31 protein-coding genes are annotated in these 23,044 nt (G+C 69.2%); 28 read left to right on the top strand and 3 right to left on the bottom strand.

Going from position 1 to position 23,044, the window contains the following annotated elements; genetic code table 11:
• Positions 1–135: 135 nt before the first annotated feature.
• From rplN to J2S55_RS11305, 25 genes are all read left to right on the top strand, one after another.
• Positions 136–504, top strand: coding sequence for a 50S ribosomal protein L14 (gene rplN, locus J2S55_RS11425; protein ID WP_012887841.1), 369 nt, complete (start codon positions 136–138; stop codon positions 502–504).
• On the top strand, positions 504–809 hold the full coding sequence (gene rplX / locus J2S55_RS11420) for a 50S ribosomal protein L24 (RefSeq protein ID WP_306859613.1): 306 nt from the start codon (positions 504–506) through the stop codon (positions 807–809). The genes rplN and rplX overlap by 1 nt, the downstream gene beginning before the upstream one ends.
• A complete protein-coding gene (gene rplE, locus J2S55_RS11415) occupies positions 809–1,393 on the top strand; it encodes a 50S ribosomal protein L5 (RefSeq protein WP_306859611.1) in 585 nt (194 codons plus the stop codon). Before rplX ends, rplE begins: the two co-directional genes overlap by 1 nt.
• 2 nt (positions 1,394–1,395) lie before the next feature.
• Positions 1,396–1,581: a type Z 30S ribosomal protein S14 gene (locus tag J2S55_RS11410; protein WP_012887844.1), complete on the top strand. Its 186-nt coding sequence runs from the start codon at positions 1,396–1,398 to the stop codon at positions 1,579–1,581.
• A 145-nt stretch (positions 1,582–1,726) separates the two neighbouring features.
• Positions 1,727–2,125, top strand: coding sequence for a 30S ribosomal protein S8 (gene rpsH, locus J2S55_RS11405; protein ID WP_012887845.1), 399 nt, complete (start codon positions 1,727–1,729; stop codon positions 2,123–2,125).
• Positions 2,126–2,142: 17 nt separating this feature from the next.
• Complete coding sequence (gene rplF, locus J2S55_RS11400) at positions 2,143–2,685, top strand: 50S ribosomal protein L6 (RefSeq protein ID WP_306859607.1); 543 nt, start codon at positions 2,143–2,145, stop codon at positions 2,683–2,685.
• Between the two features lie 2 nt (positions 2,686–2,687).
• On the top strand, positions 2,688–3,071 hold the full coding sequence (gene rplR / locus J2S55_RS11395; protein WP_306859605.1) for a 50S ribosomal protein L18: 384 nt from the start codon (positions 2,688–2,690) through the stop codon (positions 3,069–3,071).
• Between the two features lie 40 nt (positions 3,072–3,111).
• On the top strand, positions 3,112–3,744 hold the full coding sequence (rpsE, locus tag J2S55_RS11390; RefSeq protein WP_068896548.1) for a 30S ribosomal protein S5: 633 nt from the start codon (positions 3,112–3,114) through the stop codon (positions 3,742–3,744).
• Positions 3,745–3,747: 3 nt separating this feature from the next.
• Positions 3,748–3,930, top strand: a complete 183-nt coding sequence (gene rpmD, locus J2S55_RS11385; RefSeq protein ID WP_068896549.1) for a 50S ribosomal protein L30 — start codon at positions 3,748–3,750, stop codon at positions 3,928–3,930.
• A gap of 1 nt (position 3,931) precedes the next feature.
• Positions 3,932–4,387, top strand: a complete 456-nt coding sequence (rplO, locus tag J2S55_RS11380) for a 50S ribosomal protein L15 (RefSeq protein WP_306859603.1) — start codon at positions 3,932–3,934, stop codon at positions 4,385–4,387.
• A 176-nt stretch (positions 4,388–4,563) separates the two neighbouring features.
• Complete coding sequence (secY, locus tag J2S55_RS11375) at positions 4,564–5,880, top strand: preprotein translocase subunit SecY (RefSeq protein WP_306859601.1); 1,317 nt, start codon at positions 4,564–4,566, stop codon at positions 5,878–5,880.
• Positions 5,880–6,530 (top strand): adenylate kinase, encoded by a 651-nt coding sequence (locus J2S55_RS11370; RefSeq protein ID WP_306859599.1) that lies wholly within the window; start codon positions 5,880–5,882, stop codon positions 6,528–6,530. The genes secY and J2S55_RS11370 overlap by 1 nt, the downstream gene beginning before the upstream one ends.
• Before the next feature lie 116 nt (positions 6,531–6,646).
• Positions 6,647–7,465, top strand: coding sequence for a type I methionyl aminopeptidase (gene map, locus J2S55_RS11365; protein WP_306859597.1), 819 nt, complete (start codon positions 6,647–6,649; stop codon positions 7,463–7,465).
• A gap of 54 nt (positions 7,466–7,519) precedes the next feature.
• Complete coding sequence (locus tag J2S55_RS11360; RefSeq protein ID WP_306859595.1) at positions 7,520–7,945, top strand: DUF1707 SHOCT-like domain-containing protein; 426 nt, start codon at positions 7,520–7,522, stop codon at positions 7,943–7,945.
• 106 nt (positions 7,946–8,051) lie between these two features.
• Entirely contained in the window at positions 8,052–8,522 is a 471-nt protein-coding gene (locus J2S55_RS11355; protein ID WP_306859593.1) for a hypothetical protein, read from the top strand.
• 206 nt (positions 8,523–8,728) lie between these two features.
• Positions 8,729–9,235: a hypothetical protein gene (locus J2S55_RS11350; protein WP_306859591.1), complete on the top strand. Its 507-nt coding sequence runs from the start codon at positions 8,729–8,731 to the stop codon at positions 9,233–9,235.
• A 6-nt stretch (positions 9,236–9,241) separates the two neighbouring features.
• A complete protein-coding gene (locus J2S55_RS11345) occupies positions 9,242–9,970 on the top strand; it encodes a class F sortase (RefSeq protein WP_306859589.1) in 729 nt (242 codons plus the stop codon).
• A 185-nt stretch (positions 9,971–10,155) separates the two neighbouring features.
• Complete coding sequence (infA, locus tag J2S55_RS11340; protein ID WP_012887858.1) at positions 10,156–10,377, top strand: translation initiation factor IF-1; 222 nt, start codon at positions 10,156–10,158, stop codon at positions 10,375–10,377.
• A gap of 24 nt (positions 10,378–10,401) precedes the next feature.
• Positions 10,402–10,515: a 50S ribosomal protein L36 gene (gene rpmJ, locus J2S55_RS11335; RefSeq protein ID WP_003956441.1), complete on the top strand. Its 114-nt coding sequence runs from the start codon at positions 10,402–10,404 to the stop codon at positions 10,513–10,515.
• A 210-nt stretch (positions 10,516–10,725) separates the two neighbouring features.
• Complete coding sequence (rpsM, locus tag J2S55_RS11330) at positions 10,726–11,106, top strand: 30S ribosomal protein S13 (RefSeq protein WP_306859572.1); 381 nt, start codon at positions 10,726–10,728, stop codon at positions 11,104–11,106.
• A gap of 45 nt (positions 11,107–11,151) precedes the next feature.
• Positions 11,152–11,556, top strand: a complete 405-nt coding sequence (rpsK, locus tag J2S55_RS11325; RefSeq protein WP_012887860.1) for a 30S ribosomal protein S11 — start codon at positions 11,152–11,154, stop codon at positions 11,554–11,556.
• Positions 11,557–11,576: 20 nt separating this feature from the next.
• On the top strand, positions 11,577–12,203 hold the full coding sequence (rpsD, locus tag J2S55_RS11320; protein WP_012887861.1) for a 30S ribosomal protein S4: 627 nt from the start codon (positions 11,577–11,579) through the stop codon (positions 12,201–12,203).
• A 99-nt stretch (positions 12,204–12,302) separates the two neighbouring features.
• Positions 12,303–13,319 (top strand): DNA-directed RNA polymerase subunit alpha, encoded by a 1,017-nt coding sequence (locus tag J2S55_RS11315; RefSeq protein ID WP_189793355.1) that lies wholly within the window; start codon positions 12,303–12,305, stop codon positions 13,317–13,319.
• 87 nt (positions 13,320–13,406) lie between these two features.
• The gene (gene rplQ / locus J2S55_RS11310) at positions 13,407–13,946 is read left to right on the top strand and encodes a 50S ribosomal protein L17 (RefSeq protein ID WP_306859564.1); all 540 of its coding nucleotides are present in this window, start codon (positions 13,407–13,409) and stop codon (positions 13,944–13,946) included.
• A gap of 78 nt (positions 13,947–14,024) precedes the next feature.
• The gene (locus J2S55_RS11305; RefSeq protein WP_306859562.1) at positions 14,025–15,089 is read left to right on the top strand and encodes a tRNA pseudouridine synthase A; all 1,065 of its coding nucleotides are present in this window, start codon (positions 14,025–14,027) and stop codon (positions 15,087–15,089) included.
• A 12-nt stretch (positions 15,090–15,101) separates the two neighbouring features.
• On the opposite strand, the gene J2S55_RS11300 is transcribed toward J2S55_RS11305, so the two are convergent.
• The 3 genes from J2S55_RS11300 to J2S55_RS11290 form a co-directional block, all read right to left on the bottom strand.
• Entirely contained in the window at positions 15,102–16,652 is a 1,551-nt protein-coding gene (locus tag J2S55_RS11300) for a hypothetical protein (protein WP_306859560.1), read from the bottom strand.
• 1,323 nt (positions 16,653–17,975) lie between these two features.
• A complete protein-coding gene (locus J2S55_RS11295; protein ID WP_306859559.1) occupies positions 17,976–19,109 on the bottom strand; it encodes a hypothetical protein in 1,134 nt (377 codons plus the stop codon).
• Between the two features lie 35 nt (positions 19,110–19,144).
• Positions 19,145–19,909: a CAP domain-containing protein gene (locus tag J2S55_RS11290; RefSeq protein ID WP_306859557.1), complete on the bottom strand. Its 765-nt coding sequence runs from the start codon at positions 19,907–19,909 to the stop codon at positions 19,145–19,147.
• A 355-nt stretch (positions 19,910–20,264) separates the two neighbouring features.
• Here J2S55_RS11290 and rplM point away from each other — a divergent pair, with 355 nt between their 5' ends.
• The 3 genes from rplM to glmM all read left to right on the top strand — a co-directional run bounded on the left by rplM (position 20,265) and on the right by glmM (position 22,653).
• The gene (gene rplM, locus J2S55_RS11285; protein ID WP_012887869.1) at positions 20,265–20,708 is read left to right on the top strand and encodes a 50S ribosomal protein L13; all 444 of its coding nucleotides are present in this window, start codon (positions 20,265–20,267) and stop codon (positions 20,706–20,708) included.
• A 69-nt stretch (positions 20,709–20,777) separates the two neighbouring features.
• On the top strand, positions 20,778–21,296 hold the full coding sequence (rpsI, locus tag J2S55_RS11280; protein ID WP_306859554.1) for a 30S ribosomal protein S9: 519 nt from the start codon (positions 20,778–20,780) through the stop codon (positions 21,294–21,296).
• Between the two features lies 1 nt (position 21,297).
• A complete protein-coding gene (gene glmM / locus J2S55_RS11275; protein ID WP_306859552.1) occupies positions 21,298–22,653 on the top strand; it encodes a phosphoglucosamine mutase in 1,356 nt (451 codons plus the stop codon).
• The last annotated feature ends 391 nt before the right edge of the window (positions 22,654–23,044 follow it).

Below are 23,044 nucleotides of genomic sequence, written 5' to 3'. Positions count from 1 at the left end.
CGGAAGGCGCAAGCCGTACCGCGGTGCGAGGCGAGGCGGACTCGACCGGACAGGACTGTCGCCGGGGGAACAAGACCACATCAGTTCCGCAAGGCTCACCACGGGTGAGAACCAGCGAGACAAACAGGAGTACAAGTGATCCAGCAGGAGTCGCGACTCAAGGTCGCCGACAACACGGGAGCGAAGGAAGTCCTTTGCATCCGTGTCCTCGGTGGCTCGGGTCGGCGCTACGCGGGAATCGGCGACATCATCGTCGCCACGGTCAAGGACGCCATTCCTGGCGGCACCGTGAAGAAGGGCGACGTCGTCAAGGCGGTCATCGTCCGTACTGTCAAGGAGCGCCGCCGGCCCGACGGCTCCTACATCCGCTTCGACGAGAACGCCGCCGTCATCATCAAGGACAGCGGTGACCCTCGTGGCACGCGTATCTTCGGCCCCGTCGGACGTGAGCTGCGTGACAAGAAGTTCATGCGCATCATCTCGCTCGCGCCGGAGGTGTTGTAATGCCGAAGCTCCACGTGAAGAAGGGTGACCTGGTCCAGGTCATCGCCGGCAAGGACAAGGGTGCCAAGGGTCGTGTGATCGCCGCCCTCCCGCGCGAGGAGCGCGTGGTGGTCGAAGGCGTCAACATGATCAAGAAGCACTCCAAGGAGACCAACCAGGGCCCGCGTGGCGCCAAGACCGGCGGCGTGCAGACCATGGAGGCTCCCATCCACGTGAGCAACGTCAAGAAGCTCAAGGATGACGAGAAGCCTGCCAAGAAGGAGTCGGCCAAGGCCGCCTCTGACGAGTCGGGTGAGGACAACTGATGACCGCGAACACCACTGAGTCCGTCGAGACCGGACGGCCGATTCCGCGCCTCAAGCAGCGCTACCGCGAAGAGATCATCGCGAAGCTGAACGAGCAGTTCGGGTTCGAGAACATCATGCTGGTCCCCACGATCACCAAGATCAAGGTGAACATGGGTGTCGGCGAGGCCGCGCGCGACTCGAAGCTCATCGACGGCGCCGTCCGCGACCTCACCGTGATCACCGGTCAGAAGCCGGCCGTCGTCCGGGCCCGCAAGTCCATCGCCCAGTTCAAGCTGCGCGAGGGCATGCCGATCGGTGCGCACGTCACGCTGCGCGGTGACCGCATGTGGGAGTTCCTCGACCGGCTGCTGTCGCTGGCGCTGCCGCGTATCCGTGACTTCCGCGGCCTGTCGCCCAAGCAGTTCGACGGCAACGGCAACTACACCTTCGGTCTCACCGAGCAGGTCATGTTCCACGAGATCGACCAGGACAAGGTCGACCGTCAGCGTGGTATGGACATCACGGTCGTGACCACCGCTAAGACCGACGACCAGGGCCGGGCGCTGCTGAAGCTCCTCGGTTTCCCCTTCAAGGAGGCCTGATCATGGCGAAGACGTCGCTCAAGGTCAAGGCTGCTCGCAAGGCCAAGTTCGAGGTCCGGGCGTACACTCGGTGCTCGCGCTGTGGTCGTCCCCGCGCCGTCTACAGGAAGTTCGGCCTGTGCCGCATCTGCTTCCGCGAGATGGCGCACCGGGGCGAGCTGCCTGGCATCACCAAGTCCAGCTGGTAGCCGTCCGCGCGGCCCTGTGGACGCCACAGGCCGCGCGGCCACCCCAGCCGTACACAGATAGTCGTATTCACCGGGCGCTGCTTCAAGCGCCCATGACCACACCGAAGGTCCCTTGCGGAAACCGCGGTGAGGAAGGCCACCGGCCATGACGATGACCGACCCGATCGCAGACATGCTCACGCGTCTGCGAAACGCGAACTCGGCGTACCACGACACCGTGGCGATGCCGTACTCGAAGATCAAGGCGCACATCGCCGAGATCCTCCAGCAGGAGGGTTACATTCAGGCCTGGAGCGTCGAGGACGCCAAGGTCGGCAAGAACCTCGTGGTGGAGCTCAAGTTCGGGCCGAGCCGTGAGCGTTCCCTCGCGGGCCTGCGCCGGGTTTCCAAGCCCGGCCTGCGGGTCTACGCGAAGAAGGACAACCTGCCCCGAGTCCTGGGCGGACTGGGCGTCGCGATCATCTCGACGTCCGGCGGGCTCATGACGGACAAGCAGGCCGGCAAGCGTGGAGTGGGCGGGGAAGTCCTCGCCTTCGTTTGGTAGAAGGGAGAAATCACAGCATGTCACGTATCGGACGGCTGCCCATCCCTGTACCGAACGGCGTGGACGTCGCCATCGACGGCCGGGACGTCACGGTCAAGGGCCCCAAGGGCACGCTCTCTCACACGGTCGCGGAGCCGATCGACGTCGCCAAGGGCGACGACGGCGCCGTCACCGTCACTCGTCCCAACGACGAGAACAAGGTCCGTGCGCTGCACGGCCTGTCCCGCACGCTGATCGCCAACATGGTGACCGGTGTGACCCAGGGTTACTCCAAGACCCTGGAGATCGTGGGCGTCGGTTACCGCGTTCAGGCCAAGAGCCCGACTCAGCTCGAGTTCGCTCTCGGCTTCAGCCACCCGGTGATCGTCGACGCCCCCGAGGGTGTCACCTTCCGCGTCGAGAAGCCGACCCTGTTCCACGTGGACGGCATCGACAAGCAGAAGGTCGGCGAGATCGCCGCGAACATCCGCAAGTTGCGCAAGCCCGACCCCTACAAGGGCAAGGGTGTGCGTTACCAGGGCGAGGTTATCCGCCGCAAGGTCGGAAAGGCTGGTAAGTAGGCATGGCTGGCAAGACTGCGTTCGGCAAGCACACGGCCGCCCGCGCCGTCTCGCGGGCCCGCCGCCACGGCCGAGTCCGCAAGAAGGTGGTCGGTACGGCCGCGCGCCCGCGCATGGTCGTCAACCGCTCCACGCGACACCTGTTCGTGCAGATCGTCGACGACGCCCAGGGCCACACGCTGGTGAGCGCCTCCACCATGGAGTCCTCCCTGCGCGCGGACTCCGGCGCGAAGACCGACAAGGCGAAGCAGGTCGGCGAGCTTCTCGCTCAGCGGGCCAAGGCCGCCGGGATCACCGCGGTCGTGTTCGACCGTGGCGGAAACCGTTACGCGGGTCGCATCGCGGCCCTCGCGGACAGCGCCCGTGAAGGCGGGCTGGAGTTCTGATGGCCCGTCTTAACAAGAGCAACGAGAAGAGGAACCACTGATGGCTGGAGCTCCGCGTCGCGGTGGCGCCGCCGGTGGCGAGCGGCGTGACGGTCGTCGTGACGATCGCCGCGGTGGCAGCGCTGACAAGGGCGTCTCGTACATCGAGCGCGTCGTAAAGATCAACCGAGTGGCCAAGGTCGTGAAGGGTGGTCGTCGCTTCAGCTTCACCGCCCTCGTCATCGTCGGTGACGGCAACGGCATGGTCGGCGTCGGCTACGGCAAGGCCAAGGAAGTCCCCGCGGCCATCGCCAAGGGCGTCGAAGAGGCCAAGAAGCACTTCTTCCGGGTGCCCCGCATCCAGGGCACCATCCCGCACATCGTGCAGGGTGAAGAGGCCGCGGGTGTCGTCTTCCTCCGTCCGGCCTCGCCCGGTACCGGCGTCATCGCCGGTGGCCCGGTGCGCGCCGTGCTGGAGTGCGCCGGCATCCACGACGTGCTGTCCAAGTCGCTCGGCTCGGACAACCCGATCAACATCGTGCACGCCACCGTGGCCGCTCTGAAGGGCCTCAGCCGCCCCGAGGAGATCGCGGCCCGCCGTGGCCTGCCGATCGAGGATGTCGCCCCCAAGGCCATGCTCAAGGCTCGCGCCGAGGGTATCGCGGAGGCCGCGGCGGCTAAGGCGGTGAGCTAGCCGATGGCACGCCTGAAGATCACTCAGGTCCGCTCGAAGATCGGTGGCAAGCAGAACCAGCGCGACTCGCTGCGCTCGCTCGGTCTGAAGCGAATCGGCGACGTCGTCGTCAAGGAGGACCGCCCGGAGATCCGCGGCATGGTCTCCGTGGTGACGCACCTCGTCACCGTGGAAGAGGTCGACTGACATGGCAGAGAACAGTCCGCTCCGTATCCACCACCTGCGTCCGGCCCCCGGCGCCAACAAGTCGAAGGTCCGCAAGGGCCGCGGCGAGGCGTCCAAGGGCAAGACCGCCGGTCGTGGCACCAAGGGCACGACGGCCCGGAACAAGGTTCCCCTCGGCTTCGAGGGTGGCCAGGTCCCGCTCCAGCGCCGCCTGCCCAAGATGAAGGGCTTCTCCAACGCCCTGTTCAAGACGACCTACCAGGTCGTCAACCTGGACAAGCTCGGCGAGCTGTTCCCCGAGGGTGGCGACGTCACCGTCGAGACGCTGGTCGCCAAGGGCGCGGTCCGCAAGCGGCAGCTCGTGAAGGTTCTGGGAACCGGCGAGATCTCCGTGGCGTTGAACGTGCAGGCGCACGCCTTCTCCGCCAGTGCGAAGGAGAAGATCGCCGCTGCCGGGGGCTCCGTCTCCGAGCTGTAGGCATAATCACGCGGCGCGGGGGCTCATAATGGGCCCCCGCGCCCGTAGTGCGTTAGAGTTCGCTGGATAGTGGGCCTCAACTCGTTTCCGTGGGCTCGCTGACTTGAGATAGCAAAGATGGACCACCCCCGAACCATCGCTGACCGACCTCGCCTTTCAGGCGCGCAGGAGGGACCGTGCTGACCGCGTTTACCCGAGCGTTCCGTACGCCGGACCTGCGCAAGAAGTTGCTCTTCACACTGGGCATCATCGCGCTGTTCCGGCTCGGCTCGGTTCTTCCGACTCCGGGTGTCAACAACGAAAACATCGCCCGATGCCTCCAGCAGGCACAGGCGGGTGATTCCGGCAACATCTACGGCATGGTGCAGCTGTTCAGCGGTGGCGCCTTGCTGAAGCTGTCGGTGTTCGCACTCGGCATCATGCCGTACATCACCGCGAGCATCATCCTTCAGCTTCTGGTGGTGGTGATCCCGCGCCTGGAAGCCCTCAAGAAGGAGGGGCAGGCCGGCCAGACCAAGATCACCCAGTATACGCGTTATCTGACGATCGGGCTGGCGATCCTCCAGTCGACCGCCTTCATCGCCCTCGCGCGCAGCGGGCAGCTGTTCCCGCAGTGCCGGGAAGACGTCCTGATGGACAAGGACAACGTCTTCCTGATCGTCACGATGGTGATCACGATGACCGCGGGCACGGCCGTCATCATGTGGCTGGGCGAGCTGGTCACCGACCGCGGCGTCGGCAACGGCATGTCCATCCTGATCTTCACCTCGGTGGTCGCGACCTTCCCGTCCGAGCTGCTGAACATCGCCCGTCAGAAGGGCATCTTCGTCTTCGCCGTGGTGATCGTGACCGGTATCGCGATGATCGCCCTGGTGGTCATGGTCGAGCAGGCCCAGCGCCGGGTGCCGGTGCAGTACGCCAAGCGCATGGTCGGCCGCCGGATGTACGGCGGGACCTCGACCTACATCCCGCTGAAGGTGAACCAGGCCGGCATCATCCCGGTCATCTTCGCCTCCTCGCTGCTCTACCTGCCGCAGCTCGTCACGACGCTGTTCGCCAACTCCCAGGAAGAGCCGAACGCGGTCGTCCAGTGGATCCAGCAGAACCTGGTCACGGGCGATACTCCGGCCTATATGATCACTTTCTTCCTGCTGATCGTCTTCTTCACCTACTTCTACGTGTCCATTACCTTCAACCCCGTTGAAGTCGCCGACAACATGAAGAAGTACGGTGGGTTCATCCCGGGCATCCGTCCGGGCCGGCCGACGGCTGAGTACTTGAACTACGTGCTCACGCGACTCACTGCTCCCGGTGCGCTCTATCTGGGCCTGATCTCCATGGTGCCGATCGTCGCACTGGCGCTCGTCGGCGCGAGTCAGAACTTCCCGTTCGGAGGGACGAGCATTCTGATCATGGTTGGTGTCGGCCTTGACACGGTGAAGCAGATCGAGAGCCAGCTTCAGCAGCGCAACTACGAAGGCTTCCTGAAGTAGTGCGTCTCGTCCTGGTGGGGCCCCCCGGAGCGGGTAAGGGGACGCAGGCCCAGTTCATCGCATCGAACCTGTCCATCCCGAAGATCTCGACAGGTGACATTTTCCGTGCCAACGTCTCGGGCGGCACGGAGCTCGGCAAGCTTGCCAAGGAATACATGGACCGTGGCGACCTCGTGCCCGACGAGGTCACCATCGCGATGGTCCGCGACCGGCTCTCGGAGAGCGACGCGCAGGACGGTTTCCTGCTCGACGGCTTCCCCAGGAACGTGCCCCAGGCCGAGATCCTGAAGAAGATGCTCGCGGAGTTCGGTGTCGCCCTGGACATCGTCCTGGAGCTCGTGGTCGACGACGAGGAAGTCGTGCGCCGGTTGGCCGGCCGCAGGACCTGCAGCCAGTGCGGCCGCATCTGGCACGTCGACTTCGACGACAAGAAGGACGACGTCTGCGACGCCTGCGGTGGACGGCTCTACCAGCGTGACGACGACAAGGAGGCGACCGTCCGGCACCGGCTGGAGGTCTACCAGGAGCAGACCGCTCCGCTCGTCTCCTTCTACGCCGACGAGGGCATCCTCGTCGGGGTGGACGCGACCGGCCCGGTGGAAGAGGTCACCCAGCGCGCGATGGAGGCCTTGGGTCCTTACACGGACTGAAGATATTTCCCAGCACGCCACCCATGGTTCCCATGGGTGGCGTGCTGTCATTTAGGGCACAATCGGGGGAATTGGGCTCCCGGATTGCCCGTTGAACCACCCCGGGGGGTGTGCACGTGTTCAAGAAGAACAAGCACGGAATTCAGATAAAGACGCCTGAGCAGCTGGAGAAGATGCGGGCGGCGGGCCTGGTGGTCGGCCGGACGCTGCAACTGCTCCGCGAGAGCGTCCGTCCCGGGATGACGCCGCTGGACCTCGATGTGATCGCGGAGAAGGCGATCCGGGACGAGGGGGCGATCCCCTCCTTCAAGGGCTACCAGGGCTTCCCGGCGACGATCTGCGCGTCGGTGAACGAGGAGGTCGTCCACGGCATCCCGAGCAACCGGCGGGCGCTGCAGGAGGGCGACATCATCTCCATCGACTGCGGCGCCATCCTGGAGGGCTGGCACGGCGACTCGGCCATCACCGTCCCCGTGGGGGAGGTGGACCCCGCGCTGACCGAGCTGATGCGGGTGACCGAGGAGGCCATGTGGCGCGGCATCGCCGCCCTCACCGTGGGCCGCCACCTGTCCGACATCGGCCACCAGGTGGAGAAGTACGTCCGCTCCCAGGGCCGCTACGGCATCCCCCAGGAGTACGGCGGGCACGGCATCGGCACCGAGATGCACATGGACCCGTGGGTCGCCAACCACGGCAAGCCGGGCCGGGGGCCGCGCTTCGAGCCGGGCATGTGCTTCGCCGTCGAGCCGATGGTGAACCTCGGCACCGACCGGACCAAGGTGCTGTCCGACGACTGGACCGTCATCACGGTCGACGGCAAGGTGTCGGCACACTTCGAGCACAGCGTCGCGGTGACACATAATGGACCTTGGGTACTGACCGCTCTTGACGGGGGTAAGGAGCGGCTTGCCGGCCTTTTGGGAGACGCGGGCTAGGTAACACTGCCCCCGGGTGAGCGGATGTGGTTGATGATGGCGGCTGGTCCGGAGATGCGGGCATCGGACGGGGACCGGGACAGAGTCGCCGAGGTCCTGCGGGAGCACTACGCACAGGGCCGGCTCACCGTCGAGGAGTTCGACGAGCGGCTGGAGCAGCTCTACGCCAGCAGGACCTACGGCGAGCTCGCCACGCTCACCTCCGACCTCCCCGACGTCGACCTGGGCCGGCTCCCCGCGCCCGCGCCCCGCAGCCCGGAGCGCCGGGACATCGGTCAGGCGCAGCGTAAGGGCCTGACGGCGATGTGGGCCACCTGGGGGACGGCCAGCGGGATCAACTGGGCGATCTGGCTGATCCTCGGGGTGACGGACGGCTTCGACTTCCCCTACCCCTGGCCGCTGTGGGTGATGGGCCCCTGGGGAGTGGTGCTGCTGGTGACCACCATCGCCACCGGCCTGGGCGGCAAGCGCAATCCGTAATAGTCCACGCTCGGCGTCGAGCGTGCATTCCTCCACAGAAGTCCGGGTCAAGTCTTCCTAACGTGAGCGGTGTCCCGACAACGGGACCCCATCTCAGGAGGAAGACATGAAGGTCCGCACCCTTCTCGTCAGCGCCACCCTCGCCGGCTCGCTCGCCGCCGGCCTGGCCGGGGCCCCCGCCCAGGCCGCCACGGCCGGTGGCCCCGGCGCGTCCGAGACCCTGCAGGCGAAGGGCCCGGTCAAGCACTTCTTCGGCCCCTACTATTCGAAGTTCGGCGGCGGCGAGAGCTTCGGCCGCCGGTCCTCCTTCAAGGGCTACTGGTACAAGGAGGGCGGCCGCTACTGGTTCTTCGGCGACCTGTTCGACCGTGACCGCGACCGCGAGTACAGCTATGTCTGGTTCAGGTGGCACGACCGCTCCGGCAGCCACGTCAAGTACTACAAGACCTTCGGCGTCCGGCACTTCGACAAGTTCGGCGGCTTCAGGAAGAGCGACGGCTTCGACGACTTCAAGATCCGCGTCTGCGAGGGCGACAACCGCTTCGACGACTGCGGCGGCTGGGGCGACGCCTTCTGAGACGTCGGCCGTCGCGCCGGTCATCCCGCTGATCACGGGGCCGGCCGTCGCGCGGGCCACATCCGGACCCCCCGATGCATGGTCATCGGGGGGTCTTCCGCGTTGTGTCAGAGCTTTACCGCCGGCTGCAGTTGGCCCGGGCCGGACCGGGTAGATGATCGTTGTCTGGGCAGGCCGCTGAGCCGGCCGTGAGGTGGGGGTGGGCGATGGGCCTCGGTCGAGACCCGCTGGCGACGGCCGGAGCCGTGCTGGGCAGCGTGGTGGCCGTCGTGTTCGCCACCGGTATGACCGGTATCGGGGATGTCGAGGTCACGCCGTCGACCGCCCGGCCGGGACAGCGGGTCAGCATCTCCTCCGGCCCGTGCGACAGTCCGGCGACCGCGTACTCGGCGGCCTTCCGCGCCACCGCGGCGCGGCTCAGCCAGCACGCCCACGCCATGCAGGGCAGCGCGCGGATCAGCCCGCACGCCGCCCCCGGCACCTACGCCATCACCGTCCGCTGCATCCAGGGCGGGCCGTACAACGGCACTTTCGTGGTCGACGACACCCACCCGACCAGCGGTCCGGACACCGGCGGCGGCGGCCTCGCGATGACCGTCGCAGACGACGCCGCCCGTACCGCCTGGATCTTCGGATCACTGGTCGCGGTCATGACGGCCCTGGGCGCGGGCTTCGCGCTGGCGCGCGGACGCCGCCGGCGGAGCGATCACTAGACCTCCGTGCCCGCCTGGACGTTTCATGCTGGGCATCGGCGGGGCCTCGTTCCGGGCGGGCACGGAGCCAGCCGTCTCCTGCGCGCGCTCCCGGGCCTGGCGCTGGCGGCGGGCTGCGCCGCCGCCGTTCCGGAGGACGGGCGCGGGCGGCCGGTGACCATTCCGGCGGGCGCGCAGCCCGGACGGGCCGTGGCCGGGCGGGACGGGGCCGGCGGAGCGGGCCTGCCGACACCGCTCGGGTGGGGGCTGGGCCGTGGCGAGCCGACGCGCGTCGTGATCCCGAGTATCGGGGTGAACGCTCCGCTGGTGGTGCTGGGGCTGGAGGGCGACGGCACGCTCGCCGTACCGCCGCTCGACCACGCCGACGTCGCGGGCTGGTACGGGGCGGGCCCGACCCCCGGCGAGCCGGGCTCGGCGGTCATCGTCGGCCACCTCGACACCAGGACCGGGCCCGCGGTGTTCGCCCGGCTCGACGAGCTCAGGCCGGGGGACTCCATCGCGGTGGCACGTGGGGACGGGACCGTGGCGGTCTTCGCGGTGGAGCGCCTGGAGCAGGCGCCCAAGAACCGCTTCCCCGCCGATCGAGTGTACGGTTCGACGGAGGAGAGGCGGCTGCGGCTGGTGACCTGTGGCGGCAGTTTCGACCAGGTCAGAGGCTCCTACGATGACAATGTGATCGTGCACGCGCGGTACCGTGCGGGGTATCTCACCTCGGATCTGGGGTATCCTGAGTAGCGGTTGTGTCGAGGTACCGGCCGTGTGTTTCGCATTTCCTCGCCCGGTGCCGTACACTCCTTTTTCGGTTCACTATGACCATTGCGCATCGGCGGTTTCGCAACCGCCGCTCTCATCGAAGCGCTGGGTCGCGGCTGCTTAGTGTTCCGAAGCCTCAGACGACCGATCAGTGAAACGCGAGGGACATGGCCAAGAAAGACGGCGCCATCGAGATCGAGGGCACTGTGGTTGAGTCGCTCCCGAACGCGATGTTCCGGGTGCAGCTCGACAACGGCCATAAGGTCCTGGCCCACATCAGCGGGCGGATGCGGATGCACTACATCCGGATCCTTCCTGACGACAGGGTTGTCGTCGAACTGAGCCCCTACGACCTCAGTCGTGGGCGGATCGTCTACCGATACAAGTAAGCGTCTGAGGGACGAATAAGGACTATGAAGGTCAAGCCGAGCGTCAAGAAGATCTGCGACAAGTGCAAGGTGATCCGCCGGCACGGTCGCGTCATGGTGATCTGCGACAACCTGCGCCACAAGCAGCGTCAGGGCTAGTCACAGATAACAGGTCTTGCAAGAGTCCGCTCCTGGTGGCGGGCTCGAGCCATGTGAGGCCGCAAAGTAATCGCGCTTCACACCTGCGAAGGCGGCCGGAGGCCGGACCACGCAGGAGACCCCCGGTCGGAGGCCGGGGCCCTCACCCCGGGCATGGGGAGGGGAAGTGAGGCGCAGGACCTCCGCCACAAAGAAGGAGAATGCCCGACCATGGCTCGCCTGGTTGGCGTCGACCTCCCCCGCGACAAGCGGCTGGAGATCGCTCTCACCTACATTTTCGGAATCGGCCGCACCCGTGCGCTCGAGACCCTCAAGGCCACCGGCGTGAACGGCGACCTCCGTGTCCACCAGCTCACGGACGAGGAGCTCGTCCCGCTGCGTGACTACATCGAGGCGAACTTCAAGATCGAGGGTGACCTCCGTCGCGAGGTTCAGGCCGACATCCGTCGCAAGATCGAGATTCAGTGCTACCAGGGCATCCGGCACCGCCGTGGCCTTCCCGTGCACGGTCAGCGTACGCAGACCAACGCGCGCACCCGTAAGGGCAAGAAGAAGACCGTGGCCGGCAAGAAGAAGCCCGGTAAGAAGTAGTCCGCGCAGCCGCAGGACCGAAGACCTCAGGAGTGAAGGCAAAGAATGCCTCCTAAGAGCCGCCAGGGTGCCCCGAAGAAGGTGCGCCGCAAGGAAAAGAAGAACGTCGCTCACGGGCACGCCCACATCAAGAGCACGTTCAACAACACGATCGTCTCGATCACCGACCCGAGCGGGAACGTGATCTCCTGGGCCAGCGCCGGCCACGTCGGGTTCAAGGGCTCCCGTAAGTCCACCCCGTTCGCCGCGCAGATGGCCGCCGAGAACGCTGCTCGCCGCGCCATGGAGCACGGCATGCGCAAGGTCGACGTCTTCGTCAAGGGCCCCGGTTCCGGCCGTGAGACCGCCATCCGTTCGCTGCAGGCGACCGGCCTCGAGGTTGGCTCCATTCAGGACGTCACCCCCGTGCCGCACAACGGCTGCCGTCCGCCCAAGCGCCGTCGCGTCTGACGCCCAGGAGAAGATAGAAAATGGCTCGTTACACGGGTGCGGACTGCAAGCTCTGCCGTCGGGAGAAGACCAAGCTCTTCCTCAAGGGCAAGAAGTGCGAGTCCGCGAAGTGCCCCATCGAGATCCGTCCTTACCCGCCGGGTGAGCACGGCCGCGGCCGTCCGAAGGAGTCGGAGTACCAGCTCCAGCTCCGGGAGAAGCAGAAGACCCGCCGCATCTACGGCATCCTCGAGAAGCAGTTCCGCAACTACTACGAGGAAGCCAACCGCAAGGGCGGCAAGACCGGCGAGAACCTCCTCCAGATCCTGGAGAGCCGTCTCGACAACGTGGTCTACCGCGCCGGTTTCGCCGAGTCCCGCGACGCCGCCCGCCAGCAGGTCCGTCACGGCCACATCCTGGTGAACGGCAAGAAGGTCGACATCCCGTCGTACCGCGTCCGCGAGCACGACATCGTCGAGGTCCGCGAGCGTTCGCGCAACCTTCTGCCCTACGAGGTGGCCCGCGCCACCTCCGGTGACAAGACGTTCCCGGCCTGGCTGGGCGTGGCCCCGGAGGCCATGCGCGTCCTGATCCACCAGCTCCCGGTCCGTCAGCAGATCGACACCCAGGTCCAGGAGCAGCTGATCGTCGAGCTCTACTCCAAGTAGTAGCTCACAGGGGTGCCGTGCGGTCCGCCGTACGGCACCTATGCTGTTGTTTCGAGCGGCGTCAAATAGCGGGCGCCGCCATGCAAGGGGAGATCCCACATGCTGATCGCTCAGCGGCCGACCCTTCTTGAGGAGTCCCTCGAGGAGACCCGGTCCAAGTTCATCATCGAGCCGCTGGAGCCGGGCTTCGGCTACACCATCGGCAACTCGCTGCGGCGCACGCTGCTGTCGTCCATCCCGGGCGCGGCCGTGACCAGCATCCGCATCGAGGGCGTGCTGCACGAGTTCTCGACCGTCCCGGGCGTCAAGGAGGATGTCACCGACATCATCCTCAACCTCAAGGAACTGGTCGTCTCCTCCGAGCACGACGAGCCCGTGGTGATGTACCTGCGCAAGCAGGGCCCCGGCGACGTCACCGCCGCCGACATCGCGCCCCCGGCCGGTGTCGAGGTGCACAACCCCGAGCTGCGCATCGCCACCCTCAACGGCAAGGCGAAGCTGGAGATGGAGCTGACCGTCGAGCGCGGTCGCGGCTACGTCTCCGCGGCGCAGAACAAGCAGCCGGGCCAGGAGATCGGCCGTATCCCGATCGACTCCATCTACTCCCCGGTGCTCAAGGTCACCTACAAGGTCGAGGCGACCCGTGTCGAGCAGCGCACCGACTTCGACCGTCTGATCCTGGACGTCGAGACCAAGCCGTGCATGAAGCCCCGCGACGCGGTGGCCTCGGCCGGTAAGACCCTCGTCGAGCTGTTCGGTCTCGCCCGCGAGCTGAACGTCGAGGCCGAGGGCATCGACATCGGCCCGTCGCCGACGGACGCGGCCCTGGCCGCCGATCTGGCGCTGCCGATCGAGGAGCTGAACCTCACGGTCCGCTCCTACAACTGCCTCAAGCGCGAGGGCATCCACACCGTGGGTGAGCTCGTGGCCCGCAGCGAGCAGGACCTGCTGGACATCCGTAACTTCGGTGCCAAGTCCATCGAAGAGGTCAAGCAGAAGCTGCACGAGATGACGCTCGCGCTGAAGGACTCCCCGCCCGGGTTCGACCCCAGCGCGGTGGCCGGCGGCGGCTACGACGACGACGACAGCGCGTACGTCGAGACCGAGCAGTACTGATTTTTCTGTAACGGGGATCGAGCGACTCCCCGGCCCGACCCCGGTACCTAGTACGGCCGGGGCGGGTTCACTCTCAAGGAGAACGAAATGCCTCAGCCCGCAAAGGGTGCCCGTCTCGGCGGAAGCCCGGCTCACGAGCGGCTGATCCTGTCGAACCTCGCCACCCAGCTGTTCCAGCACGGCCGGATCACGACCACCGTGGCCAAGGCCAAGCGCCTGCGTCCGCTGGCGGAGCGGCTGATCACCAAGGCGAAGAAGGGCGACATGCACAACCGTCGCCAGGTGCTGACCGTCGTCCGTGACAAGGGCGTGGTCCACCACCTGTTCACGGAGATCGCACCGACCTTCGCCGAGCGTCCCGGTGGCTACACCCGCATCACGAAGATCGGCGCCCGTAAGGGTGACGCCGCTCCCATGGCCGTCATCGAGCTGGTCTCCGAGCCGCTGAACACGGTCCGCACCGGCAAGGTCCCGGCCGCCGCTCCGGCTGCCGCCGAGGCCCCCAAGGCGGAGGAGCCCAAGGCCGAGGAGACCGCCGAGGTCACCGAGGAGCCGAAGGCCGCCGAGGAGAGCGCCGAGGCTCCCGCCGAGGAGACCGAGGCCGAGGCCAAGAAGGACAACGCCTGATCTTTCAGGTCCGGTGAACGGGCCCGGCGCTCCCTCGCGGGAGGTGCCGGGCCCGTTCCGTTCTCCGGGAGGAACATCGTGGTACGGCTGCGCCTGGATCTCGCATACGACGGCACCGACTTCTCCGGCTGGGCGAAGCAGCCCGGCCGGCGGACGGTCCAGGGGGAGATCGAGGGGGCGCTCGGCAAGATTCTCCGGCTCCCCGAGCCGCCGGCGCTGACCGTCGCCGGGCGGACCGACGCCGGCGTGCACGCCCGGGGTCAGGTGGCCCACGTGGATCTGGAGGCCGGGGCGTTCGAGGCGCTGGAGACCAGGCACAGCCGCCGGGCCGCCGCCTCCACGGGGGGCTCGGCCCCCGGGAGGGCCGCCTCCGGGGCGGCCTCTGAGACCGGCTCTATCTCCGCGACGGCTCCCGCTTCCGCGACGGCTCCTGTTTGCGGGGCGGACTCCGGCTCCGGGGCGGACCCTGGGGCCGCCCCCGCCCGGATGGCGGCCGACCCCCTCTCCGTGACGGCCACCGGCTCCGGGACCGGGATCCCGGCGGACATCGATGAGAGGCTCTCCAGCCTCCGTAGACGGCTGGCCGGGGTTCTGCCCCCCGATGTCAGGATTTATCGCGTTACGGTGGCTCCTGAGGGCTTTGACGCACGATTCTCCGCGATGTCACGGCGCTACGCCTACCGGGTCTGCGACGCTCCGGGCGGCGTCGACCCGCTCCGCCGCCGTGAGGTCCTCTGGTACGCCCGGCCGCTCGACCTCGACCGGCTGAACGCGGCCGCGGCCGCCCTGCTGGGCGAGCACGACTTCGCCGCCTTCTGCAAGAAGCGCGAGGGCGCGACCACGATCCGCGAGCTGCAGCGGCTCGACTGGGTCCAGGAGGACGGCCTCCTCGTCGCGACGGTGGTGGCCGACGCGTTCTGCCACTCGATGGTCCGGGCCCTCATCGGGTCGCTGCTGCCCGTCGGGGAGGGACGCCTCCCGGTGGACTGGCCGGGACAGGTGCTCACGCGGGCCGTACGGGACTCCGGGGTGCACGTGGCACCGGCGCACGGCCTCTGCCTGGAGGAGGTGCGCTACCCCGGGGCCGGGGAGCTGGCCCGGCGGGCCGTGGAGACCCGCCGGGTGCGCACGCTCAGCGTCTGACGGACGCCTGGCTCAGCTCGTCACGCGGCGCTCGATGACCTTGGTGGTCTGGTCGCGGAAGGCGCCGCTGACCTTGCCGAGATTTTTCTCCTTCGCCGTCGGGGTGTGGCCGTCGCTGAAGGTGGCGTAGCTGAACACGATGTAGCGGCCCCACACCAGCCCGGCCGCGTAACCGCCCGCGATGTGCACGCGCTCGGCGCCGGTGCCCGGGGTGCCCGGCAGGCCGCGGAACCACAGGTTGCTGCCGAGGTTCTTGGCCTGGTCGACCTCGACGGCGGACTCCCGGGTGGGCAGCACCGCGATCCCCGTGGTCACGGCGTACTTCCGCTTGCTGTCGACGTATGTGGCCCGCAGCACCCGGCGGCAGTCCTTGCTGCGCAGCGCGCTGGCGAACTTGCCGGCCGCCGCCTTCTGGCACTGCTGGGTGACGTCGGTCTTGACCCGGACGAAAGTCGTCCCGGCCAGGGTGACCTTCTTGCTGAAGGCGTCGGCCACGGTCATCTTGCCGGGGTCGGTCTTCTCGGAGTTGAGCATCGTGGTGTTCACCGGTTCGGGCTCGTCCGGAGCGGGATCCTCGGTGGGGTCGACGGCCTCGGGGGTGGAGACCGCCGACGGGGCCGCGCCGGCGGTCTCCTTCCCGCTGAACGACTGGTAGGCGAAGAAGGCGCCGGTGCCGATGCCGCCGACCACGACCGCCACCACGGCCGCGATCAGCAGGGTGGCGGTCCTGCTGCGGCCCGGCGGGGCGGGGGGAGCGGCCACGACCTCGGACACGACCGCCGAGGGCGGGGTGAACGGGCCGCGCAGCTCCATGACCCCGGTCGAGGGCCCCGACTGCGGTGCCGCCGACGCCGGGACGTTCGGGAACGGCGGAGCGATCATCGGTATGCCGCCCGGCGGGGTGGGCTGGTCCCCGGGCGGCGGTGGCAGCGCCGGCATCTCCGGTTCGGGGGACCGCGCGGCCGAGTCGGCGGACTGGTCCGCTGGAGCGGGGGACGGCGCCGGGGTGCCGGTGACGGACGCAGCGGACAGCGGGGGCACCTGGGGCGTCGGCTCCGGCTGGGAGGCCGGGCTCTGCGCGGCGGGCGCGGGCATCGAGGGCTGGGTGGCCGCTCCGGGCGCGGGCAGCGGGACGGGAGGCTGGGCGCCCGCTCCAGCCGCGGTGGGAGCGGTGGAGACATCCGGCCCCGGAGGGGTGAGGGCGGCGTCCGGCCCGGACGGTGGCACCGGGCCGGAGACGGCTCCCGAGGCGTGGGCGTGCGGGTCCGGCCCGGGAGGGGGCGGGGGGCTCGCGGGCCCCTGGTGACCCGGTACGGCGGGCATGGCCGCACGGACGTTGACGGTGTTCTCGTCGAGGCCGTCCGGGTCGGGCGGCCAGGCGGCGACGTCACCGGCCCCGCCCGGACCGGCGGCCGTCTCATCGGAGTCGGACCAGACCGGCTCACCGGTGGCCGCGGGCCACTGCGGGGTGCCAGGGGCGTCCGGAGAGGAGGGCCACACCTGCATGCCCGCGGCGGCGGCCGTGAAGGCCGGCGGCGGCTGCCACGGCGGCGCCCCGGGCACGATCGGCGCGTTGGACAGCGGAGGGGCGCCGGGCGGCCCGGACGGCCCCGGAGACGCGGACGGCCCCGGCCACTGCGCTCCGGAAGGACTGGACGGCCCGCCGGGCGCGGGCGGCCCTGACCACTGCGGTCCGGAGGGGTTGGAAGGGCCGGGCGCTGATGGTCCGGAGGGCCCGCCGGGGGCGGAGGGCTCGGCCCACTGCGGGCTGGAGGGGTTGGACGGGCCGGGGGTGGGTGCGCCTGCCCATGGTTGGGGTGCCGGTCCGCTGGGTGCTGGTGGTCCGGACGGGGTGCCGGGCGCCGAGGGCTCGGCCCACTGCGGGGCGGAGGGCCCGCCGGGGGCGGAGGGCTCGGCCCACTGCGGGCTGGAGGGGTTGGACGGGCCGGGGGTGGGTGCGCCTGCCCATGGTTGGGGTGCCGGTCCGCTGGGCGCTGATGGTCCGGAGGGCCCGCCAGGCGGGAGCGGTCCGGAGGGCCCGCCGGGCATGGGCGGCTCGGCCCACTGCGGGGCGGAGGGTCCACCGGGCATGGACGGCTCGGCCCACTGCGGGCTGGAGGGGTTGGACGGGCCGGGGGCGGGTGCGCCTGCCCATGGCTGAGGTGCCGGTCCGCCGGGGGCGGGTGGCCCGGACGGTCCGCCGGGCATGGGCGGCTCGGCCCACTGTGGGGCGGAGGGTCCGCCGGGCGTGGGCGGCCCTGACCACTGTGGGGCGGAGGGTCCACCGGGTGTGGAGGGCTCGGCCCACTGCGGGCCGGAGGGTCCGCCGGGCGTGGGCGGCCCTGACCACTGCGGGCCGGACGGGCCGGGGGCGGGTGCCGCCGTCCACGGCGGAGGAGCCGGCTCGCCGGGGGGCGGGGAGCCGGCCCAGGGCGGGAGCTGGGGGTCCGGGCGGGGGAGGTCGGACCGCGCCGGCCCCGGTGGCTCCGGAGACGCGGGACGGTCAGGCCGCGGCGCGCCGGGCCACGGGGTGGGGAGGTCGTCCTCGGGGTCGGCGAACCAGTCGTAGGGGGCGCCGTTGTCACCGGGGACCGTCCACGGCTGGGTGGTCCCGGGTGCCGGCGTCGGCCACGCCGAGGGGTCGTAGGGCTGATCGTCACCTGTGAGATCGGTCTGGGGCACGTGCGGCGAAGGCTGGCCGAAACTCGGCGGAGGCGTCGCCGGTGCGGCCGAACCCTCGGCTACGCGTTCGTGCTCGGACCCGGATTCCTGGCCACGCATACGTCGAAGCGTAGCGATAGCCGGAGATCGTCATGCGGGTATGGGCGTTCCCGGCCGTATCGCCCGCCGGTTCTGCGGCGGAAAACGAGGGTGATGAGCCACCGCTCAGGGCCGTCTCCCGGTCAGCGAGCGGGACTCCAGGGCGGGCGAGACGGTGGCGTCGGCGGCCCCGAAGGCCGCCTGGTTGAGCTTCTTGACCTCGGTCTTCTTCGGCAGGTGGCCGTCCTTGTACTGGAACCAGACCATCACGGCGTAGTGCCCGTGGGTCCATCCGCCCGCGAACGCCTCTCCCGTGCCGAGAAATTTGGTGACTTTATCCTTGCCTGGAAGCGCCTTGAGGTATTCCTCCCGGGACTTGCCGGCTCCGACCGAGACGACCTTGGAGGCCGCCGCCGACGTCCTGAGGTTGGCGACCCCCACGGTGCCGATGATCTTTCCTGAGGCGTCGCGGAAGCTGGCGCGCAGGATCTGGGTGCACTTGCCCGCGGTGAGGGCCTTCTGCAGCTTGCTGCCCACCACGGCGTCCTTGCACTTCTTGTCGAGCCTGCTGATGGTCATCAGGTAGCGCTGGCCGCCGTGTGACACATTCGCGCGCTTGAACACCTCCTTCAGCGTCAGCGGATAGGGGTCGGTGGTGCGGGAGGCGGCGAACCCGAACTTGTCGCCCGGGTTGTTGGGGACCGGCGCGTTGGAGATCCGGGACGGCGGGCTCGCCGTGGCGGACTGCGGGGCCGGGTCGGAGTTGGCGAGCATGGCCAGGCCGACGCCTCCGGCGACCAGCACGCCGAGCGCGCCGACCGCGATGAAGATCGGCCGCCGGGAGCGCGGGCCCTCGTCGTAGGGGCTCCACATCGCCTGCCGGGGCTCCTGCGGCGGCTCCTGCCGTCCGGGCCGGGCGGGCCTGGCCGGCGTCGCGGGGCCGTCCGGGCCGGGGCCGTGGGATCCGGCCTCCGGGCCGTCCGGGCCATGGCCGTACGGCCCGGCGTCAAAGCCGTCCGGGCGGCGGCCGTGGGGAGCGTCCGGGCCGCGGTCGTACGGCCCGGCATCGAAACCGTCCGGGCGGCGGCCGTGGGGAGCGGCGTCGAAACCGTCACGATCGCGGCCGTAGGGCGCGGCGCCGGGGCCGCCGGGACTGTGGCCCTGCGGTGCGGGCTCGAACCAGCGCTCACCCTGTGCGGGCGGCGACGCGTCAGGCTGGACGTACGGCTGGCGGCGCGGCGGCTCCCCGGGAAAACCCATGCGCCGAGACTAGCCCGGGATCGGAGCCGATTGGCTCAGGAGTAGCCGAAGTCCTGTGTCCACCAGGGACCGCCCGGGCCCTCCATCGTCCCGACGCCGGTGGCGGTCAGCTTGCAGTTGAGGATGTTGCCCCGGTGGCTGCTGGTGGCCATCCAGCTCCGCACCGTCTCGGCGGCCGAGGCGTAGCCGCGGCCGATGTTCTCCGCGCCCCCGTCGCGGTAGCCGGCGGCCTCCATCCGCTCCCAGGGCGAGGCGCCGTCGGGGGAGTTGTGGGAGAAGGTGCCGCTCTTGGCCATCTCCTCCGAGTGGCTCCTGGCCGAGGCGACCAGCCGCCTGTCGATGCGGAGCGGAGCGCAGCCGTGCCGCCGGCGCTCGGCGTTGGTGAGGCGGATGATCGCCTTCTCCATCGCGGTCAGGGGGGTGGAGACGGCGGAGGTGTCCGGTCCCCCCTCGCCATTGAGGATGTAGTGGGAGTCGCCGTCGGCGTATTCGTCGAGCGGGTCGCGGGCGGCCCGGGTGGTGCGTGGCGTGGGCTGCCGGGTCGTCGTCACGGGGGTGGCGGAGGGGCGGGCGACCCGGGCGAGCGGGGCGCGGCGGCCGAGCCGTCCGGCGGTCGCGGCGGTGGGCGTCGGCTCCGTCGGCCCGGCGTTGTTCAGGTAGATCTGGCTGGGGGTCTCCTCGCCGCGGCTGCCACGGCCGATGAGGAAGCCCAGCAGCAGCACCGTCATGAGGCACGCGAACAGCCCCATGCGGCGCAGGCTGGTCCGCTGGGCATGCCGGGGGTGAGTGGGCTGCCACATACCGCTGTCAAAGATAGAGATGTTTGCTTTGAGGAAGAAGAGAATGTCGAGAAAGTGTCGGAACCGTTCTGTGCGGGCCGAGTGTGCCGTTCCCGACCAGTCCCCTGTCGCCGGTAGACTGCCCAGGGACACCGGCTAAGAGTCGCGTCTTTTTGACCCATGCTCGTCCGCGCCGGTATCCTGCTAGTTCGTTGTGTGCGAATTGGTCTCCCTCAGCAGACCGATACGCGGCGCGTCCGGCGTCATCTCCCTTCAGGGAGACGGGAGGTCCGGGCTGTCGTGTGCCCGCACCTACCGACCACGTTGCTGTCAGTTCCGACAGCGCCGAAGACGCGAGCAAAGAAGGCATACGACCGTGCGCACGTACACACCCAAGCCTGCCGAAGTCGAGCGTCAGTGGCACATCATCGACGCCACCGACATCGTGCTTGGCCGGCTGGCCAGCCACGTCGCGATCCTGCTTCGCGGTAAGCACAAGCCGACCTTCGCCAACCACGTCGACACCGGTGACTTCGTCATCATCATCAACGCCGACAAGGTTGCGCTGACCGGCAACAAGCTCGAGCAGAAGAAGGCCTACCGTCACTCGGGCTACCCCGGTGGTCTGCGTTCGGTGACCTATGGCGAGCTCATGGAGAAGCGCCCCGACCGCGCCGTCGAGAAGGCCGTCAAGGGCATGCTCCCCAAGAACGCCCTCGGCCGGAAGATGATCAAGAAGCTCAAGGTCTACGCCGGCTCTGAGCACCCGCACCAGGCTCAGCAGCCGGTGCCCTTCGAGCTCACCCAGATCGCCCAGTAGTCGCTAGCTGCTTATCGCCAGCAGCGTTGGCCGACGGCCGACGCCGAGTAGGAAAGTAAGAGGAGAACCGTGGCTGAGTCCACCGGTGTCGAGACGCCCATCGAGGCCGAGCAGGAGTACTCCCCGGAGGAGTTCCCCTCCGAGTACACCTCCGAGTCCACTGTCAGCGGCGAGGCCGCCGTCCGCAAGCCCATCACCACGGGCAACTCCTACGGCACGGGTCGCCGTAAGGAGTCCGTCGCCCGCGTCCGCATCGTGCCGGGCACCGGCAAGTGGACGATCAACGGCCGCCCGCTTGACGGCTACTTCCCGAACAAGGTCCACCAGCAGATCGTCAACGAGCCCTTCGTGGTGCTCGGCGCCGAGGACCAGTTCGACGTCATCGCCCGCATCAGCGGCGGCGGCGTGACCGGCCAGGCCGGTGCCCTGCGCATGGGCCTCGCCCGCGCGCTGGCCATCCTGGACGTCGAGGTCAACCGTCCTCCGCTGAAGAAGGCCGGCTTCCTGACCCGTGACGCCCGCGCCACCGAGCGCAAGAAGTACGGTCTCAAGAAGGCCCGCAAGGCTCCGCAGTACAGCAAGCGTTAAGTTGGGGCGCCTTTTCGGCACCGACGGGGTACGTGGGGTCGCGGGGAGCGACCTCACGGCCGAGCTCGCCATGGACCTGTCCGTGGCCGCGGCTCATGTCCTCGGCGATGCCGGGGCGTTCAATGCCAGCGCCGGGCGGCACAGCCGCCCCGTCGCCGTCGTGGGCCGGGACCCGCGGGCTTCAGGAGAATTCCTGGAGGCCGCTGTGGTCGCCGGCCTTGCGTCGTCTGGCGTGGATGTTCTCCGGCTCGGCGTGCTGCCCACCCCGGCGGTCGCATACCTCACCACGGCTCTTGGAGCCGACATGGGCGTGATGATCTCCGCCTCCCACAACCCCGCCCCGGACAACGGGATCAAGTTCCTCACCCGCGGCGGCTACAAGCTGCCCGACGCGGTGGAGAACGAGATCGAGCAGCGGCTCGGTGAGAAGTGGGAGCGCCCTGTCGGCGCTTCGGTCGGCCGCGTGCGCGACGCGCACGGCGAAGCCGACCGTTACGTGTCCCACGTGCTGTCCACGCTCTCCGGTGACCTGACCGGCCTGAACGTGGTCCTCGACTGCGCCCACGGCGCCGCCCACACGGTGGCCCCCGAGGCGCTGCGCAGGGCCGGCGCGACGGTGGAGACCATCGGGGCGCGCCCCGACGGCCTCAACATCAACGCCGGGGTGGGCTCCACCCACCTGGACAAGCTCCAGCAGGTCGTCGTCTCCCGCAACGCGGACGTCGGGATCGCCTACGACGGCGACGCCGACCGCTGCCTGGCGGTCTCGCACACCGGCGAGGTCGTCGACGGCGACCAGATCATGGCCGTGCTCGCCCTGGCGATGCACGCCCGGGGGGAGCTGGCGGGAGACACCGTGGTCGCCACGGTCATGTCCAACCTGGGCTTCAAGCTCGCGATGAAGAACGCGGGCATCGACGTGGTCGAGACCGCCGTGGGCGACCGTTACGTGCTGGAGGCCATGAAGGCCGGCAGCTACAACCTCGGCGGGGAGCAGTCCGGTCACGTCCTCATGCTCGACCACGCCACCACCGGAGACGGTCTGCTGACCTCGCTCCAACTGCTGGCGGTCATGGCGCGTGAGGGCCGGTCGCTGGCGGAGCTGGCGTCGGTGATGACCCGGTTGCCGCAGATCCTGATCAACGTCAAGGACGTGGACCGGGCGAAGGCCTCGGTTCCGGAGCTGTCGGCCGCGGTCGCGGCGGCGGAGTCGGAGCTGGGGGAGACCGGCCGGGTGCTGATCCGCCCGAGCGGCACCGAGCCGATGATCCGCGTCATGGTCGAGGCCGCCTCGGCCGAGCAGGCCGAGCTGATGGCGGGCCGTCTGGCGGACGTCGTCCGTACGGCCTGCGTCTGAACACGCCCGTGACCCTCGCCCGGCACGCGCCGGGCGAGGGCAGGGTGGCTGGAGTTCATCGCTCGGTCAAGGTGTGGGACGGCCGGGCCGGACGACGGCCACGGCCGCCCCGCCGTACCCGGGCACCCGCGGCCGTGCCCCCTTTGGTGGGCAGCCGTGGAACGGCGCCGTTCGGGTGGGTTGAGTGTGCAATGTCCCGCTGCCGCCGTGGTGGCACCGCTGTCACCGCCGCATGAGCCGTGGCCGCCGGCGTGTCCCCATCCTGCGCCACGCCGACTTTTCTCCTTCGTTGACACGCAAAGTGGCTGATCGGAAACTCTGAGTGATCACGGTGGAGATCCTTCCGAGGACGCCACCGGCGGACAGAGACGAGGCTCCCTTCCAGGGACGC

The sequence above is a fragment of the Streptosporangium brasiliense genome, from assembly GCF_030811595.1.
GTDB lineage: Bacteria > Actinomycetota > Actinomycetes > Streptosporangiales > Streptosporangiaceae > Streptosporangium > Streptosporangium brasiliense.
Note: the sequence above shows the minus strand (reverse complement) of the source record. Positions and strands in the feature narration are given on the sequence as shown.

What these genes read in the sequence shown, in the direction of transcription:
- rplX (WP_306859613.1), top strand. Translation starts at nt 504, where the DNA reads ATGCCGAAGCTCCACGTGAAGAAGGGTGACCTGGTCCAGGTCATCGCC.
- rplE (WP_306859611.1), top strand. Translation starts at nt 809, where the DNA reads ATGACCGCGAACACCACTGAGTCCGTCGAGACCGGACGGCCGATTCCG.
- J2S55_RS11410 (WP_012887844.1), top strand. Translation starts at nt 1,396, where the DNA reads ATGGCGAAGACGTCGCTCAAGGTCAAGGCTGCTCGCAAGGCCAAGTTC.
- rpsH (WP_012887845.1), top strand. Translation starts at nt 1,727, where the DNA reads ATGACGATGACCGACCCGATCGCAGACATGCTCACGCGTCTGCGAAAC.
- rplF (WP_306859607.1), top strand. Translation starts at nt 2,143, where the DNA reads ATGTCACGTATCGGACGGCTGCCCATCCCTGTACCGAACGGCGTGGAC.
- rplR (WP_306859605.1), top strand. Translation starts at nt 2,688, where the DNA reads ATGGCTGGCAAGACTGCGTTCGGCAAGCACACGGCCGCCCGCGCCGTC.
- rpsE (WP_068896548.1), top strand. Translation starts at nt 3,112, where the DNA reads ATGGCTGGAGCTCCGCGTCGCGGTGGCGCCGCCGGTGGCGAGCGGCGT.
- rpmD (WP_068896549.1), top strand. Translation starts at nt 3,748, where the DNA reads ATGGCACGCCTGAAGATCACTCAGGTCCGCTCGAAGATCGGTGGCAAG.
- rplO (WP_306859603.1), top strand. Translation starts at nt 3,932, where the DNA reads ATGGCAGAGAACAGTCCGCTCCGTATCCACCACCTGCGTCCGGCCCCC.
- J2S55_RS11360 (WP_306859595.1), top strand. Translation starts at nt 7,520, where the DNA reads ATGCGGGCATCGGACGGGGACCGGGACAGAGTCGCCGAGGTCCTGCGG.
- J2S55_RS11355 (WP_306859593.1), top strand. Translation starts at nt 8,052, where the DNA reads ATGAAGGTCCGCACCCTTCTCGTCAGCGCCACCCTCGCCGGCTCGCTC.
- J2S55_RS11350 (WP_306859591.1), top strand. Translation starts at nt 8,729, where the DNA reads ATGGGCCTCGGTCGAGACCCGCTGGCGACGGCCGGAGCCGTGCTGGGC.
- infA (WP_012887858.1), top strand. Translation starts at nt 10,156, where the DNA reads ATGGCCAAGAAAGACGGCGCCATCGAGATCGAGGGCACTGTGGTTGAG.
- rpmJ (WP_003956441.1), top strand. Translation starts at nt 10,402, where the DNA reads ATGAAGGTCAAGCCGAGCGTCAAGAAGATCTGCGACAAGTGCAAGGTG.
- rpsM (WP_306859572.1), top strand. Translation starts at nt 10,726, where the DNA reads ATGGCTCGCCTGGTTGGCGTCGACCTCCCCCGCGACAAGCGGCTGGAG.
- rpsK (WP_012887860.1), top strand. Translation starts at nt 11,152, where the DNA reads ATGCCTCCTAAGAGCCGCCAGGGTGCCCCGAAGAAGGTGCGCCGCAAG.
- rpsD (WP_012887861.1), top strand. Translation starts at nt 11,577, where the DNA reads ATGGCTCGTTACACGGGTGCGGACTGCAAGCTCTGCCGTCGGGAGAAG.
- J2S55_RS11315 (WP_189793355.1), top strand. Translation starts at nt 12,303, where the DNA reads ATGCTGATCGCTCAGCGGCCGACCCTTCTTGAGGAGTCCCTCGAGGAG.
- rplQ (WP_306859564.1), top strand. Translation starts at nt 13,407, where the DNA reads ATGCCTCAGCCCGCAAAGGGTGCCCGTCTCGGCGGAAGCCCGGCTCAC.
- J2S55_RS11295 (WP_306859559.1), bottom strand. Translation starts at nt 19,109, where the DNA reads ATGGGTTTTCCCGGGGAGCCGCCGCGCCGCCAGCCGTACGTCCAGCCT.
- J2S55_RS11290 (WP_306859557.1), bottom strand. Translation starts at nt 19,909, where the DNA reads ATGTGGCAGCCCACTCACCCCCGGCATGCCCAGCGGACCAGCCTGCGC.